We start from the raw sequence: 16,680 nt of genomic DNA on the forward strand, positions 1-16,680 counted from the left end.
GGTTATAGATATTTTAACAACACATTGAAAAATATTTTCAGTCTCGTTGTCAGTATTTGAGTTAACGGTTAAGATCGCATTGATTTAGCTATCGGTACCGGTTTTTTGATTTCAAATATTCTTGTTTTAAGCGCGTCAGTAAATACCGCATTGTGTCGGAATGTCTCTTTTTTATCTCATTTTTTAACTATCTTATAGTGAATAAGCGAGTGTCGTTGAGCTTGAAAGCGTCGTTAAGATAAAGCTTCAAGCCCAGTTAATAATGGAGGATATCAGAATGAATATGGAATTTGACAATAGCCCTACGCAAGAACAGATCACGCCATTAACGATAGATTATACCGATTCAGGACCTGCTGATAGCGTTAAATATACATTGCGTTTTTTAGTTAAAATAGGTGGCGGCGCTGAACGTCACATTCTTATGGATACGGGGTCAACAGGTATTGTCGTACCGCGTTTGGCGATAAAAAATTATTCAGAGTGTGAAAAAGTGCTGCCTCCGTTGCCAGCTCCACATTATAGTTCCAGTGGCGCCCATTATGATGGCGATTGGGTATACACCAGTATTGAGCTTTATGATAATCAAGGTCATTGCTTTACCATTGATAAAATCCCTGTTTTTGCAGTGACAGAACACGAGGACAATGATGTATCGAGCGTGAGTATGATGGGAATAGGGATCCACTCTAAGGTATACGGTGATGAATATAATCCATTTTTGAACCTCCCCCAAATGACACAAGGTCAGTTCCAGCGAGGTTATATTATTACCAGCTCACAGGTCATTTTTGGCTATTCCAGTCAAGACATTACTGCATTTAAGCAATTTTCATTTGCTAAAGGCAGTGACAGTGCGATTGCAACAACGACGCTCACCCCGACAAGCGGCAATGACATACAGGCTTTTCAACAAGTTACGCCTTTGCTATTAGATACAGGGATCCCTTATATGATAGTGACACCGAAAAAAGAGGCAAAACAACCCGCTCGAGAGTTTATTGATCCACATACTCAGCATATTATTCCAGGAACCCAAATTGATGTGACGCTGTGCGATAATGAGGGGGCGACTTTCCATTATAGGTTTACGGCGTCACAAGCTCCTATGCCAGTGGATCCCAGTTATGTGCGCTTTGCTGTGCCTTCAGCAAAGGGATTTGTTAATACGGGCAGGCATATTTTGACTGATTATGATTATTTAGTGGATTATGATCAAAAGCTCATTGGACTCAAAGAAAAATGAGCATGGATGGTGAGCTAATTTATAGTGAAGGTGAGTTTATTAAGCAAAAAAGCCAGCCAACATTTTAGGCCAGCGATAAAGCTCGAATTTATGTTTAAACCATTTTATATTGATTTAGCTATAGCGGCTATTTGCCACGAAATGCCATCTTGATATTGACCAAAATATTGGCATTTAGTAAGAGTGAAACATACAAAAGCAATATCATATTTAAATTATTGATTTTTAATATTTAAATTAAGTGTAATACCAATCTAAGATTGGTATTACATTCATTACCCCGGGTTCAGGTTTATTATTAAGGGCTGTTGCATTTTTATGGTTAAATTATGTTTAGTGGCTCCTGCTTTATCAAAGAGCAATAGCCCCTAATGTTGCTATCTTGAACACATATCAATGTCGGGGCATTGATTGGCAAAGGGGAAAGGGGTTGCTTTCACATTGCTGCATTCACCGCTGTCGTCAAAAGCCAAACAGGCAAATACGGGATAGTGTCCAGAAAGATCATTGCCATTATCATCTCGAATGACTAAGGTTGCTCTATAGCTGTCAGTTGGCTGTAAATGATCCACAGCATAAAGGATATGATCTAAATTCTTGTCTTTGGGGGAGCCATCTCCACTGATACAACCTTCTTCACCGACAACGTTTGTGTTTTGACCGCAATCATTGGTATAGCGATTTGAAAAACTTGCCTGAGGAGGAGTGGCGGCATTAAGTTTAGATAATAATGCTTGATATTCATATACACCACTGCCTTTGTAATTAGTGCCCACAAAGGGGTCGAGATTTAAATCGCCTAAAATAATAATGGGTTCATTACTGGGAATATTTCTATTGGTGATATATTGCGCCATTTGATCGATTTGGTGTTGACGGGCTTCATAATCTCTTCGGCCTCCTTGCATATGCGTACCAAAGATATGATATTTTTTAGCTGTTCCTGCTGCTGATTTTTCGACTACAGCATATCTCACGGCTTTTCTTGCATAACAATCGACCCCTTCACAGTCATTAAATTCTTTATGATCTTTGTGAATGATAGGGTGTCTACTGGCGATGAGTACACCAGAGGAAAGCTGCAGTGTTATGAGTCTTTCTGTTGGTTTCACTTTGAGAATGTTGTCTTTTTCAAAACCTAGACCTAACTCTTTAAGGGTACTTTTGAGGTAGGATTCTTTTTTTTGAATTTCTTGAAAAACAATAATATCAGGGCTTTGTCCTCCCAATTTGGTCACCGCAGCATTTATATGATTTTCAGCTTCTTCATCTGAGGTACCTATGCCGAGAAAATCAAAATAAATTCTGGCTATGGTATCGGTTGCTATGCCCATATTAAAAGTGACGATACTCAATACATTTGGGTTAGTCGATGACATGATATGTTTATGACCATTGCCTTGGAAATTATCGATCCCATTGATTAAGTGACCGACGGGATTGAATGCTAAATCAGTGTTACCGCCATCACAGAGCACGGCAGCATCAGCCGTGGTTGATAGGGCTACATTTGGAAACACATGGATCCCATTGGTATGAGTTGACTCGAGATTAATTTGATCGTAGCTGCCATCATGTTGGGTCGTTTTATCGAAACAGTTCTCTCTTCGCTGGCTATACCCGTCAAGCTCACCATCAGAGAAGTCGTCTATGATCCAGATACGGGTGTTATTTGCTGTTAGCATTTCTATTTTATCAATAGTGACCGGCCCGTCTGACCATATACGCAGAAAAGAATTTTTTGCGTATTGACCATTAAGATCACATTGCTGTGAATAACGATTATCGACAAAATCACTCAAGAGAATGCCGTCATATTCTAAACACTGGGGACTCCAATATTCTTGCTCTGCATTAGACAGCCATTCAAAAAATATTTTTGTGTTGGGTGAGTTTCTATCCTCTGCTTCATCAGCCAATGTAATGTTGATATTATTTGCCAATGCAGTATTACTGAAGATTAACAATAAACTTGCCTTTAACCAATTAGCTATAATATGTTGATAAGTCAATGTGTTCCTTAATTTCATATGCTTTCCTTGTGCTAGGGCCTGTTGTTCTTTCGTGATTGAATTATGTTCAGATAAACGTATTTTAATTGCGGCGAGAGGTGTGATGCCTAGTGATTCTAAGCCCCTTTTCTTAAACGGAGCAGCTCTCAACAAAGAATAAAATACGTTTAGTGGATCTTACGGACAGCGCTTGTGGCTCCTTTCTACGGCGTTATCGCTTATTTATGGGCGACCCCATGGATGGGGAAGGTAGAGCGACATCTGGAATCAAAGCCGAGAATAATGACACCGCATAAGCTCTGCCCTGTATAAAAAAACGACAAGATGCTGCAGAAATACTCACCAAAGAGCAACCGGCCCTATTCATCCTACCATTAATCTAGACATAGACATCAGTTGCTCAATCGATTGAATGATGACTGAGAAGGTTTTTGACAAAGTGATATTCTCTTTCAATGAAGAAACTGCATTCTTGAATTGCTCTCTATTCTTATGATTAAGTACAGGGTATTTTTAGCTTATGCTTATCATGCTCTGTTGTATACATTGTTTTTAACAATTTAACAATAATGTATGCATGATACGATTCTAAGTTTATTTTATATAATTTTGCTTTATTCTCGTTTTCTATTTCTACAGCGTATTAGCGAGTGTGTTAATATTCATAAAAGATTAACTGCTCTTCAAGTTATATGAAGTTTTTTGGGGAGAGGGGCAAAATTATCTTTTTCTTTTATTACGTTGAAAAAATTCGTGGTTCTATTTGCCATTATGATTTCTGCTTTATATATGTGAGTGGTGTTCAGAGAATAACAAACATTAACTATTGTTTATATTAGCTAATGCGACTATAAAGTAAGAGCATCATTGTCAGAAAACACATTAAATTTTTTATGGATAAAAGGTGAACTATTCATTTTGTATATTTTATGCTGCCATTAATGGTTTAAAAAAGTGACTTCAATGATGACATTTGAGTCACTTTTTTATTGTTCGCTTGTTATTGAATTTTTTCAATGGGCTCTATTTTGGTTTTGGCGGAAAGCTTGCGAGCATTTTTGTAATGGTTTCGTTGAGCTTGGATTGCTTTTCTTCTGGGGTCATATTGTTGTCTATTTTGGCGGTAGCCGTAGACTGCCAAATGATTTGGTTTGATTTGCGATCGACGATATCAATAATTAGCTTGCCTTCTTGATAAGGGGTGATTCGTGCAGGTGAGCTGGTGACAACGCTACCCGGTCCCATAAAGCCTGTTGAATAAGTCGGGCCTTTGATATTTAGTTTGGTTTCTTCTCCCACTCGATAGTAAACATGGATATCGGCTGAGCTTGGATTTGTCTCGACTTGATATTGTTTGGATAAGTTTTGATTAATCGATTGTTCTATTTGGCGGTAGATATAAGCCGAAGGCTGAGTTGGAGCGGTTGGAAGCACTGGGGGAGTTGACTGAGGGGGGAGTGGCGGCAGGTTTATCTCAGGTAGAGCATGTTTTAATGTCGCCGCTGGCAGGGGTAAATCGTTAGGATCGGGCTGGAGTTTTGATTCTAGATAATAACTTGAAATGCCAGCGTAAGGATATTGAGGATCATAATCATGATTAATGTTGACAGATGAGCAAGCGGCTAACGTGAGTAATATTATGATGGACAATAGGGTGAGCGGTAATAAGCATAATGTGCGAGAAGTAAGCATATTAATAATCATATGATAAAAGATTTCTTAATTTAAGGCTTAATATCAAAGAGAAGCAAGCTTATTTAGGATAAAAAATGAGAGATTGGAGACAATATTCAATCCATCTATTTAGTGTTTTTTGTTAAGTATTTAACTTTTATGATTTTATTGTTAGGCATGTGTGTGAAATAGATTAAATAGTCGAGTATTGATTTTCTTTGGCCCTTTAATATGTCATTTCAAGTGATTATGTTATTTCAGTTTATATTGACATGATATTTTAATGTTTAGGCAATTTATTACTCAGTGGGTGACATGGAACAGGATAAATAAACGGCTTAATCGATATAGAAATGCTGTAGATTTGAAATTAGTCATAAAAAAGTTTGTCATAGATAGTGCTTTTATTCTAATTTTTTGCATCTTGAGCGTTAATAATTTGAGTTTTCTGGCTTTCGCCCATTTTTAATTCTTCATTTCAATGAATATGACTAATTCCACAGTATGAGAATAATGTGATTTAAGTGTGATTGATGGTTTTTTTGTTTTATTAGCTGTTGATGTTTCTCTTAAAAAGAATAGAGTGTGCTTTAAAATGTTACATGATGTTGCGGTTATCGCAAACAAACTGAAACAAATTTGAGGTTAGAATGTTATCAGCTGTTGGCTTTATTATTTAGTAGGTTTTTGGTTGAGTTATTCAGTGAGCAAAGTCGTACTCGAAAATAATCGATAATGCCAGGACAATATTCTTTTGAATATCATACATAATGTTGGATGGAGTCGTCATGGAAAGATGTTTTTCACGTTTATTTTTTGCTATTAATTGTGCGGTTATTAGTGGGAGTGTTTTTGCGTCTCAAGTGGATAAAAACGCTCATGTTCAAGCACCTTGGTTGTCCACGGGCGACTATAGTCTTGAGAACACTCAGCTACCAGAATGGGAGTTAAATCATAGAAAAGCGGTGTTGGAAACAGGGATTGAAGCAGGTATTCATTCCAATATTGATATGCACAGTACATTCCCTTATATGCTCTCTCCTCTTTCTGATTCAATAAATAGACTCATCGTTGAAGGGACCCAGAAAAAAGCCGGTGGTGCAGGCGGTAATGAAAAATTGGGGTTAACTTGCTATAGCCCAAGTGCGGATTCAATGCTTCTTTGTCAAACCTATGAAAGTTTAGTCGACAGTGTGACTTATGCTAATAACGGCTCGCAGGTGCTTTTTGGGGATACGAGTGATAATGCTATTTTTGCAGAGTTTGACGGTTACCCTTTTATTGTGACGCAAGTGGATGACACTTGCTATTTAGAAAACGATTATGTCACCACCATTAAGTATGACATCAATGGCAGCAATGATACTGCCTATGGATATGATTGTAGCAGCAGTGTGGAACATTTTGGACAAAGAGAAGTCGATGCCATTTATTATGACTTCTTTTCTTTTTCACCTGAAAATGACGCGCATTTCTATGGGGGCGTGGTCATGCAAATGTATCACTCCTACTTAGATGATTTATTTCCTGAGCAAAAAGCACAGAATCCTAACTCCCCCGATTGTCCTGTTGATAACCAAGGACAACCTAATGGCGATTATTGTTTAAAGCGTTTATCGCAACGGGCTCATGCGCTGGGAGTGACAGGTGGGCATATGGATGATGCCAATTGGGATGGTGAGTATGTGAATTATGGTAATGGACAATGGGCGGGGAGATTTTACAGTTTAACCACCATTGATTTAGTCGCCCATGAATCCATGCATGCGTTAAGTGAATGGAATGGTGATTTAGATTCTACCGGACAAGCAGGCGCCATCGGTGAAGGGTTAGGGGATATTTCCGCTATTGCGGCTAATCAATATTTTGAGAGCCACCTTTTAGGTGAACAATCGGATAATTATCAAAGCAGCACAGGTTATCAAAATAAGCGTGACAATGAATGGGCTTATGCATGGGATATTTATGTTAATAATGAACTGATGCGGATTTTTGAATTGCCTTCTTTTGACGGTAACTCTATTGAAGATGCAAGGGAATATTCGTCTAGTAATAGTAAGCATTATAATGGTGGTGTGTTAAGAAAATTATTTTATGAATTAGTCGTCTCAGAAGGTTGGTCACATGAGCAAGCTTTTAAGTTATTTTTAGGCGCTAATGTGAGCTGCTTCACGCCAAGTGTCACATTTGATCAAATGGGGGCCTGTTTACTGGATCAAGTGGACAAGGTGTTCTCGTCAGGTGAAGTGGACTCTCATAAAGTGGCATTGGATGAACGTCTTCATCGTTTAGGGATTTTTGCTAGTAATAGTCAAATCAATGCGTTAAGTTTTACGCAGAATAAGCATTATGATCATTCAGAGTATTGGATTTCTCCATCCATAGATGTCACCGATATCGAAGAAATCCGTGTCGATTGGGGAGATGGCACTCGCGTTAATTGGTCGGTTAATGACATTAATGGCAGCAATATTGAAGACATGCTGACAGGTGAGCACCTTTATGCTACGGGCGCTAAACACGTTAACTTTTCACTGAATGTCCTGAAAAAAGATGGCACCTTATTACAAGGCTTGAGTCAAGATTATATTCACTCATCGCCACTGCTTTGTACACCAACAATACATAATCCTAATGGAGAAGTGAGCCAGTTTACCTTCATGGGGCAAACCTATGCTATGTCAAATACGGGTTATCGATACGTTGATGCTCGCCACCTTACATTGCCCACGAATAATCAGTCTCCTATTTCTATAGAAGGGAATTTTACGGGTAAAAATATCTCTGTTTTTGCAGATATAAATCGTAATGGATATTTTGACCGAGATGAATTATTAGCAGAAGAAAAGCCGATGGTTGATGGCATGCCAACATTAGCGGGATTAGCGGATATTGAAGCGGGCCCAATATTGTTAAGAGTCGTGCTGGATGAATATACGACGTGGGGATGCAGTAGTGTGTCTAAGGGCATGGCGTTTGATATTTTAACGACACTAGAGGCTGCGGCCACGCCACCAACGGCTGATTTTAGTTATGAGATAACGGGTGCAACCAGTGTGCAATTTAATGCAGTAACCGAAGGGGTAGATGATAGCCGTAATCCTGAATTTACTTGGTCCTATCAGCAAACGGGTCAAAGTGCGGTGAGTATGGGGCAAGGAGAGAGTATCTCTTATGATTTTAGTCAGTCTGGGACTTATTCTGTCAATCTAACGGTTGTCTATGATGATGGCTTGCAAGATACCCGCACGCAAGATCTTGTGCTGGGTGGCATTTGTTTTCCGGAAAAAAGCAGCAGTTTTGATGAAGAAAGTGAATTTATTAATGCTTTGACTTACAGCGGTCCTTGGAGTGGTTCGTTAAATTCATCGGGTCGTAATCCCGTTGCTTATATCGATCATGATGTGGGTGACTATATGGATGGCTATGAAGGATATCCACTGACGATTAGCCTTTACACTGACACGATGAGCCGATCTGCTGCCACTAGTATTATTCAGATGGGACGGTTACGGACCACAATCTGGGTTGATTTAAATCATAATGGGATCTTTGAACAGGATGAATCTTATGTCAACGAGAGTGCTGATGACTTTTCATCACAATGGTATAGCTATCGTCTATACAGAATTAAAAGTGAGCATACCTTAACGATTAATCAAAATACGGATAATGGAGGCGCCAATGAGCTTCCGTTAAAAGTCAGAGTGAAACTTGAAAATATCGCAAGTGGAAGCTTTTCTGACACCGCTGGCACCAATGCATGTAGTCGAATTGAAAACGGTGAAGTTGAAGACTTTGATTTGTATGTGGATCCAAGATAACCCCTTTGTTTTGATTCATATTATAGCTGGTAGTTGAGCTGAGGTTTGAGAAGCGTGAGTAATGATATTTGGGGGATCACATGCTTTTCGAGAACCTGTCCATTTTCTTGCAACTTAATTTTGCTAGAGCAATTGGTGGGTGATTAATGAGGTATTAAGTTGTTACCTTAATTTTAATAATAATGAAGAAACGAATAAGGAAATTATGAAAAAATTAAGTTTAGCGATTGCCCTTGCGCTGGGTACAGCCGTTGTAGCACAGTCTGCTATTGCCGATGAAATGGTGCAATCTCATTCTATTACGACTGAACAAAATCAGCTTAAAACCTCACTTCGTGGGTTAAAAGGCAAGACATTTCAATCTCAAGGAGAGACTGATTTTACTCAGATAAGCCAAGTACAACGCATGCAAGCTCGTTTCGAGAAGTTTGGTTTAAATGCGAAGAACCGTCCTCACTTATTTAATTTAATTGAAAAGCAAGGTGAAAAAAGCACGGCTAAAGCCAGATTATCAACCTTGGCTACGAATAATCTAACGCCAGAGAATACATCAGGAAATTGTGTTGAGGGTGATACTAACTTATGTTCTTTCTTTACCCATATGGGCTTTTCAGTGTTAGCCCATAAAGAAACCAATGAGCCGTATCTGGTGGCATCAGCCTTAAACAGTGAACGTGCAGTTACAAATTACACCATGATTGATTTGACGCTGGTGAATGAACATTGGCAAGCCGTGACATTACCCAATTATACCGAATATTTTGGCGATGATACGACGGATCAAAAGCGCAAAGCGATTGAAAGTAGTGCGCCATTAGCATCAGCATTGGAGTTGGTGAGAAATTCGGAGTCTGTATTTGCCGATGCGTGGGTGACTGTCGTCACTGAAGATGAAAATGGTGTTGAAACGGTTGAAGATCGTAATGCCATGATTGAGTATTCTCGTGATGATATTTTACGGATTTTAGAGGAAGCTGATGCGGCTTTTAATCCGCCAGTGACAGCGGCAATATCACCTTTGGATTTTGGCCCGCCAGCAACGGGCGAGATTGTGAGTTATGGCCCTGAGCTGACATTGGAGGCTCCTGTTGATTCTAACTCAGTTGAAGGGACTGACATAGCCGATCAAAAAATTACGATTTGCTTAAATCGCAATTATGGCGATTGTGATTATGAAAATATTTACCCCTTAGGCACTCCGAATGATCAAACGAAATTGAAAATTCCCTTTATAGGAGAACTCTCAGTGCCTGGACAAGTGGAGGCCGTATACAAACCTTCAGATGTCTTACCAACTTTGGTTCAGCGTCCCACAAATATTTTTATTCAAACCAAAGAAAATGGTGGCGCGACCACTATAGGTGATGGTGATTACGCCGACATTCAAGATTTATTTGCTGACAGTATTGTTTCTGTTTACGACGAAGCGGCGAATAAAACGACGTTATCTTGGAATATTCCCCGTGATGATGGCATGTTTGGTGATGCGAGCTTGTTTGGTCGATATCAGGATGCCCATTGGATCATGAATATTGCATTGTCGGTTAAAAGGCGTCCAACACGTCCTGCTTCACCTGTCGTCTATATTGTGGGCTCATCGGATCCTGACACCAGCTTTTTCTTTGAACAACCTGTGATGCAAATCGTTTATAGCTGCTTAGCAAAAGGGTCGATGATCACCCTTGCTAGCGGTAAAACCATGCCGATTGAGCGTCTTAAAATTGGTGACAAGGTATTAGGTGCGAGTGAGTATTCACCTCATAAAGATATGCCATTGGTCATTGAAGATATCTCCGTTGGGGTTGAAACCATTCCTATGGTGGAAATTACGACAAGCACGGGTGAAGTCTTATTGTTAACTGAGTCTCACCCAGTGCTGAATGTGGCGGATCAACCTGTCTGGGCGAATGCGCTTAAAGTGGGCGATCGCATTCAAACGCAAGATGACAAAGTGATGATAAGCAACATTCGTCATGTGGACTATGACGATAATGTCTATAACCTGAAACTGGCTCGTCCTGAAGGGGATAGTCATTATGATCAGGGTGAAAGTTTTGCTATGTATGCCAATAATCTGCTCGTAGGTGACTTGCGCATGCAAAGTGAAAATGAGTTTAAGTATCAGTCTGAGTCAAGGGAAGATGTATTAAATCGTCTCCCAACATCTTGGCACACGGATTATCTTAACAGTCAGCAATAATTCTTTTCGGCCCACGATTTAATTTAAATCTGGGCCTCTTTCAAAGGAAATGAGAATGAAACTACATAGCAAAGTAGGTTATGTGCTTGCCTGCGCCTGTTTATCAGCCCCAAGTGTTGGGGAAAGTGCACTCAAGCTTGAACAAATTCATGCTGAAAAAGAAGCATTAATGCAAAGCATGGAAATGTCATCAAGTGATATTGTTCCGTTAGGAACAGGTTATCAAAGTGACGGTGATTACTTTCTCGGTTTGCAAACAGTAGACGGTGTGCTTGATGAGACGTTAGGTAACTCGATTATGGATTTTCGTGTGGGAGTGGATCTGTCTTATTCTCAGGTGATTGATCTTATCGATGGTACTGTCGATGCCGGCTTTAATTTTCCCGCGGTTCGAGTCGATGCTGGTGCTAATTATGCTAAAGAGATCAGCGCCGATAAATACAGTGGTACTTACAGTGTTTATGCATCAATGAAACCTAAATCTCAAATGTGGTTACCGGCTGATGACAGTGGTTATCAGCCTACCACTTCAGCGACTGAGCTTGCTGTTGCTTATCCTGGGAATCGCGCCGAGCATTTAGGGGATAAATTTGTTAATGGCTTTGCATTGGGTTCCAATGTGGTGATCAATATGAAGATTGATTACCGAGATGAAGCGGATAAGAGGGCCATTGGTGGATATTTAGGTGTGGATTGGGTTGGAAAAGTTGAAGTGGATGGTGCACTACAATTGCTCGATGATGAGAAGAAAAAGTCAGTTAAAATCAGTGTGAGTGGTTATCAAAGTGGTGGAGAGCCCAATCGCTTACTCGACATCATTCCTAATGGCATCATGTTATGTACATTAGAGAACCCAACACCTTGCTTTGATTTATTTGAAGAAGCTGTTTTATACCTTAAAGAAGATTATATCAATCAGTTTGATGAGTTAACCGATTACAACGTGACTGATACGTATTTGGTGGATTATGAAAGAGCAGGACCGGGTCTACAAGCCTTAGTGCCTGAAAATGGTTACCAGCAAACCAGTTACTTAACTAAGTTGATTGTGAAAGACACCACAGGTCGCTGGATTGATGAGCGTTTGACTAATCGCCGTGCGAAAAATTTACAACGTTATTATGCGTCAGCTTTTACCGCACAAGAGATTGCAGATTTAAGCGAAATTGAGCAGCAAAGTCGTGATAATGCCAACATGTATGCTGATATTGTCGATTATTGTGAAAAAAATCCACAAGGCACTTATTGCGCCGACTTTGAAGCTGATGTCGTTAGCAATTACATCCAAGATTATTCCAATATTATTTCAGTCTTAGAATAAGGACATTCCTATGTTTAATAAATATTCACTGGTTCTTTTATTGGGGCTGAGTGGCTCAGTGGCAGCTGAAGGCATTGATGATGCTGCATACAATGAGTTAGGTGACTTACTGACCGTGGAGCAGGCTCAGGGACGCTTTGACTGGTTAGAAAAGTGCTATGATGGCTTAATGGTTGAAATTTGGGAAAAAACCCATGATGCAACACAAGTGCTCACCAATAGCGAAAAAATTAGGCAGTTAAAAAATCTATGGATTTCACAGGATAAACTCACACAAGGTCAAGTTAACTATTTGACCTTTGCTAATGCCGACTTTACCAATCCTTATGATTGGTATGCAGGCACAGACGTGAGTCAGGACTGTACGTTAATGCCGACCGAATATGAAGCTGTCGCTTTGAAAACAACGGTGATTGACCATCAATATTGTGCCAATGCAAGTTATGACAGTGAATGGGAGTGGATAGCGTCAGTGAGTGTAGATGGTAAAGCCCATGCGTCACTCGCTAGCCCTTATACCCAAGTATCGGGCTTAGTGTTTTCAATGAGATTGAATCAAGAGCATGCAATTGTTCTGAAACCGGGTCATAAAGTACCTGAAGATCCTTCATTTTTAGGTGCTCGAGTATGGATTGACTGGAACCAAGATGGCAGTTTTGCATCCGATGAAATGGTGTTTAGTGGTCAAGGAAGTGAAACGTTTAATTTTAATCTGACTGTACCCAGCACAGCAACACCGGGAGTCTCTATGATGCGTGTTGCCATGGATGCCGGTGGTGGGTTCAATAATGCCTGTACGCGAAATTGGTATGGCGAAGTAGAAGACTATCTTGTGACGGTTCAATAACCCAGATAAAAGGATAATATCATGAAATTTATTTATGCAAGCCTGTTTTCGGCAATGCTGGGGACGAATGCAATGGCAAGTGATGGCCAGATTGATAAAGCATCACAGTTAGCATCACTGCAGTCCAGTTCTGTGAGCGGGTCAACGGTGAGTGCATTGGTGAACGATCATATTCCTCTTGGCAGCGCGTATGACAGTCAAAGAGAGATCTTTTTGAATGTACAGCCTATTGCCGGACGTATCGATGAAACCTTTGGTAACACTGAGTTGTCATTTAAAACCGGTATTGATATGAGTTATGAAGATATTCTCAGCACGTTAGCGGGCAGTGTTGATGTGGATGTGAATTTTCCCGTAGTGCGAGTCTCTGCTGGTGCATCTATGGCGACTGAAATGGCATCAAGTACTTATAGTAGTTCTTATACTTTCAGTGCCAGCAGTGTGCCTAAGAAGCGTTTATTATTACCTAATGATTCGTCAGCGGGTTATACCTTATCGACTGCGGGTAATGAAGTGGCGACCAATCATCAAAGTCAAATACAAGAGTTGGTTGGGGATGAATTTGTTTATGCCATCGAATATGGCGCAAATTTATTAGTGAACCTTAAAATTGAATACGGTAGCAATAAAGATAAGTCTGATATTGGCGGGTATTTAGATGTGGATTTATATGGCGGCGTTTTTAATGTGGGTGGCGAGCTTAAATACCTGCAAGAAGAGACGAAGTCCTCGGTTAAAATTACTGTCAGGGCTGTGCAACGTGGCGGTGATCCTAAGCAACTATTGAGTATTATTCCCAATAATATCATTACTTGTTCGTTAGAAAATCCTGCGCCTTGTTTTGATATGTTTAAAGAAGCGGTTGATTATTCTAAAAATCAATTCCAAGCACAATTACAAACCTTGGATGATTACAACGTCGTTAACTATTACATGACTCGATATGATTCCAGCAGTTTAGCGTTAAAAGCCTTAGCGCCTGCCTATCAAGATATTCGTTATGCAACTAAGTTATTGATCAGCGATTTAGAAGAAGATTTTCAGCAGGCTTTAATGGATGAGCACAGGGCGGCTGAATTACTCACGAGCTATTATGCATATTTACCTGAAGCTCAGCGTCTCGCTGTAGAAGAGATAAAGCAGGCCGCCTACGATAATGCTTGGTTCTTTTATACTGCGGCAGATTTTTGTCGAGATAACCCCTTTGGTACCAGCTGTGAAGACAGCTATAACGCCATGAAACAAGATTGTGCTCAAAGAGGATTGTCTTGCCCTCAAGCTTATGACATTACCCAATTGCAATTGCCAACGACCAGTGATTTAGATTGGAAGCAGTGTGAAATGGCACGTCAAGAAGCGGTTAGAGCTGGGGTGATTCTTGATGAAGAAAGTACCATTTATCGCAATATGCGGTGGGCACCGACGTTCATCGATAGTGCGCGTCCAGCATTGGGGATTTTAAATTGGCGCCTTTGTGAAGGTGCACTCAATACTTATGGCGATACGTTTTCAAATTAATTGGTATGTTAACCTGATGTCTTAAGGAGGAATGGGGTCTGGGTTGGTGTTAGGCCTCATTCATACTTAAATGATACGTTGGATGTTGGGCGTTTACGTTTATTGATAGTGCGTGTCCTGCTTTAGGTATTTGACATTGACGACTTTGCGAATGACTTCAATGAAGGTGCACTTAATACCTATGGTGATGCACTGTTAAATTAATAGGCATACTTGCGATGCTGTAAAGGGAATAAGGTCTTTGTAGGCGTTGAGATCTTATTAATAAGCAAATCAGTTATATTATGTGGCAGTGAAATAAAGGAATATTATGAAACCATTTGGCTTAGCTTTTTTATGTTTGCTGCTGTCGTTACCGGTCGCTTCAAGAGAATACTTTGGGGATGGCTATTCCGCTGATGATCTTGGCAAGGGCTTTAATAGCCAAACTTATCAATCTATGCCCAGCTGTCTTGAGGGGGCAGTGGTGACGCATACTCAAGGTAAGGGGGAGCTTAATTTTTTAAATCAGTTAGATCAAAGACAAGTGAGGAGTCGCACTTTTGGTGAGTTACATGGTGGGGTGAACTTGTTTATCGTGGCAGGCTCTGTGTCATCGTCTGTTTATCATACTAACGCAAAAGATGATTTAACGGTGTCTTCATCATTGCATTTATATTTTGATGAAGGGCATCATACTTTTGAAAATAGGCAAGTATTAGATAATGTGGATACCAGTCAGTGTGGCGATAGTTTTGTCTATCAAGTGGATTACGGTAGAGATATTTTTTTAACTAGCCAGTTACATTTCCAGTCTGTGGAAGATTATAAAAAGTTTGTCACTAAAGTCAAAATTCGTTTGTTATTTTGGACAAAAACAAAAACAACAGTCAAAGAATTTAAAGAGTATGCGCAAAATGCGGTGCTTACTGTCAAAGTCAGCTCTAATGGTGCCATTCCCGCCTCATTACAAGCTTTATTAGACAGTAAGCCAACCAGTTGTAAAGGGGATGAGGTCGATGAATGCATGGATACACTCAACCAGTTGAGTACTTATTTATTTGAACCGACAGGTCTTGCGCAAGAGATGAATACGATGCCGCCCGTTATTCGCAGTATGCACACGAAACAATATCAGGAATCAGGTCATTACAGCATCAATCAAATTGCGCTGCCTGAGCAAGAGGCATTAATGAGTATTGTTGACGGGGTGGAGGAAGAATATGGTGCTCGTGTCAGACAAGAACAAAGAGTTAAAGCTTTTTACCATGTGGCTGAAACCGAGGAGGAGCAATCGATATACTTAGCGCAATGGCAAGCGGCAACCGCTTATAGAGAAGCCTTTGAACCAGTAAGAGAGCGTTGTTTTAGAACACCTTTTGAAAATGAATGTTTGCCTCCCTTTGAATAAAAAGACATAATCGATTGTTAATAAATTGTTTTTATATTGCTTGTTTTTTAGGGCGTTATCATAGTCATGTTTTAAGGAAGAGGAATTATGGATAAAAGTGCTGTAAGCGGTGCAGCGCTGTCGATGGCTTTAGCGTTGGGGCAAGTGAGCGTTGTGAATGCCGATGACACGATTAAGTATGTATGGGATTTTGGTGATGGTCACACAAGTTATGCGCAATCTCCTGAGCATGACTATGGTACGGTGGGGATTTATCAAGCCAAGTTATTGGTTTTTCAAAATGATAGACTTATCGATACACAAGTGAATACTGTTGATTTAGTCAGCCCTTTGATTAATCAAATAACAATTGAGCATACACTTTCAACGTTAAATGTCAGCATGTCAGCGATTATCGATGTCAAGCAAGCATTGAACTTAACTCATCATTGGTTAATCGATGGTCAAACTTATGTGGGCATTAATGCCAATCATGAGTTCTCAGATTACGGTGAGTACAGTATTAAATTGTCGAGTTATTTTGATGATTATTTAGTGTCTGAAACCCAAGCCAATATTCTCGTTACAGAGCCAGAGCCAGAGCCAGAGCCAGAGCCAGAGCCAGAGCCAGAGCCAGAGCCAGAGCCAGAGCCAGAGCCAGAGCCAGAG

Annotated in this window: 10 protein-coding genes; 8 read left to right on the forward strand and 2 right to left on the reverse strand. The window is 40.1% G+C overall.

Annotated elements, in window-relative coordinates:
- Positions 1 to 277: 277 nt before the first annotated feature.
- Positions 278 to 1,246 carry a hypothetical protein gene (locus tag Q0976_RS17970; protein WP_299495256.1) on the forward strand — a complete coding sequence of 323 codons (969 nt, stop codon included), beginning with the start codon at positions 278 to 280 and terminating at the stop codon, positions 1,244 to 1,246.
- A gap of 377 nt (positions 1,247 to 1,623) precedes the next feature.
- Here Q0976_RS17970 and Q0976_RS17975 read toward each other — a convergent pair whose 3' ends face one another.
- Positions 1,624 to 3,276 carry a sphingomyelin phosphodiesterase gene (locus tag Q0976_RS17975; RefSeq protein ID WP_299495257.1) on the reverse strand — a complete coding sequence of 551 codons (1,653 nt, stop codon included), beginning with the start codon at positions 3,274 to 3,276 and terminating at the stop codon, positions 1,624 to 1,626.
- A gap of 1,005 nt (positions 3,277 to 4,281) precedes the next feature.
- Complete coding sequence (locus Q0976_RS17980; RefSeq protein WP_299495258.1) at positions 4,282 to 4,950, reverse strand: DUF4136 domain-containing protein; 669 nt, start codon at positions 4,948 to 4,950, stop codon at positions 4,282 to 4,284.
- 770 nt (positions 4,951 to 5,720) lie between these two features.
- Here Q0976_RS17980 and Q0976_RS17985 point away from each other — a divergent pair.
- From Q0976_RS17985 to Q0976_RS18015, 7 genes are all read left to right on the forward strand, one after another.
- A complete protein-coding gene (locus Q0976_RS17985) occupies positions 5,721 to 8,756 on the forward strand; it encodes a GEVED domain-containing protein (protein ID WP_299495259.1) in 3,036 nt (1,011 codons plus the stop codon).
- 205 nt (positions 8,757 to 8,961) lie between these two features.
- Positions 8,962 to 10,956 carry a Hint domain-containing protein gene (locus Q0976_RS17990; RefSeq protein WP_299495260.1) on the forward strand — a complete coding sequence of 665 codons (1,995 nt, stop codon included), beginning with the start codon at positions 8,962 to 8,964 and terminating at the stop codon, positions 10,954 to 10,956.
- 55 nt (positions 10,957 to 11,011) lie between these two features.
- The gene (locus Q0976_RS17995) at positions 11,012 to 12,277 is read left to right on the forward strand and encodes a hypothetical protein (protein ID WP_299495261.1); all 1,266 of its coding nucleotides are present in this window, start codon (positions 11,012 to 11,014) and stop codon (positions 12,275 to 12,277) included.
- A gap of 10 nt (positions 12,278 to 12,287) precedes the next feature.
- A complete protein-coding gene (locus Q0976_RS18000; protein WP_299495262.1) occupies positions 12,288 to 13,124 on the forward strand; it encodes a GEVED domain-containing protein in 837 nt (278 codons plus the stop codon).
- Positions 13,125 to 13,145: 21 nt separating this feature from the next.
- On the forward strand, positions 13,146 to 14,642 hold the full coding sequence (locus Q0976_RS18005; protein WP_299495263.1) for an internalin: 1,497 nt from the start codon (positions 13,146 to 13,148) through the stop codon (positions 14,640 to 14,642).
- Positions 14,643 to 14,952: 310 nt separating this feature from the next.
- Complete coding sequence (locus Q0976_RS18010) at positions 14,953 to 16,032, forward strand: hypothetical protein (RefSeq protein WP_299495264.1); 1,080 nt, start codon at positions 14,953 to 14,955, stop codon at positions 16,030 to 16,032.
- Positions 16,033 to 16,119: 87 nt separating this feature from the next.
- The coding region (locus tag Q0976_RS18015) for a PKD domain-containing protein (protein ID WP_299495265.1) at positions 16,120 to 16,680 on the forward strand (561 nt) is incomplete at its 3' end.

Origin of the sequence: uncultured Shewanella sp., from assembly GCF_947501665.1 — a bacterium.
Classification (GTDB): Bacteria; Pseudomonadota; Gammaproteobacteria; order Enterobacterales; family Shewanellaceae; genus Shewanella.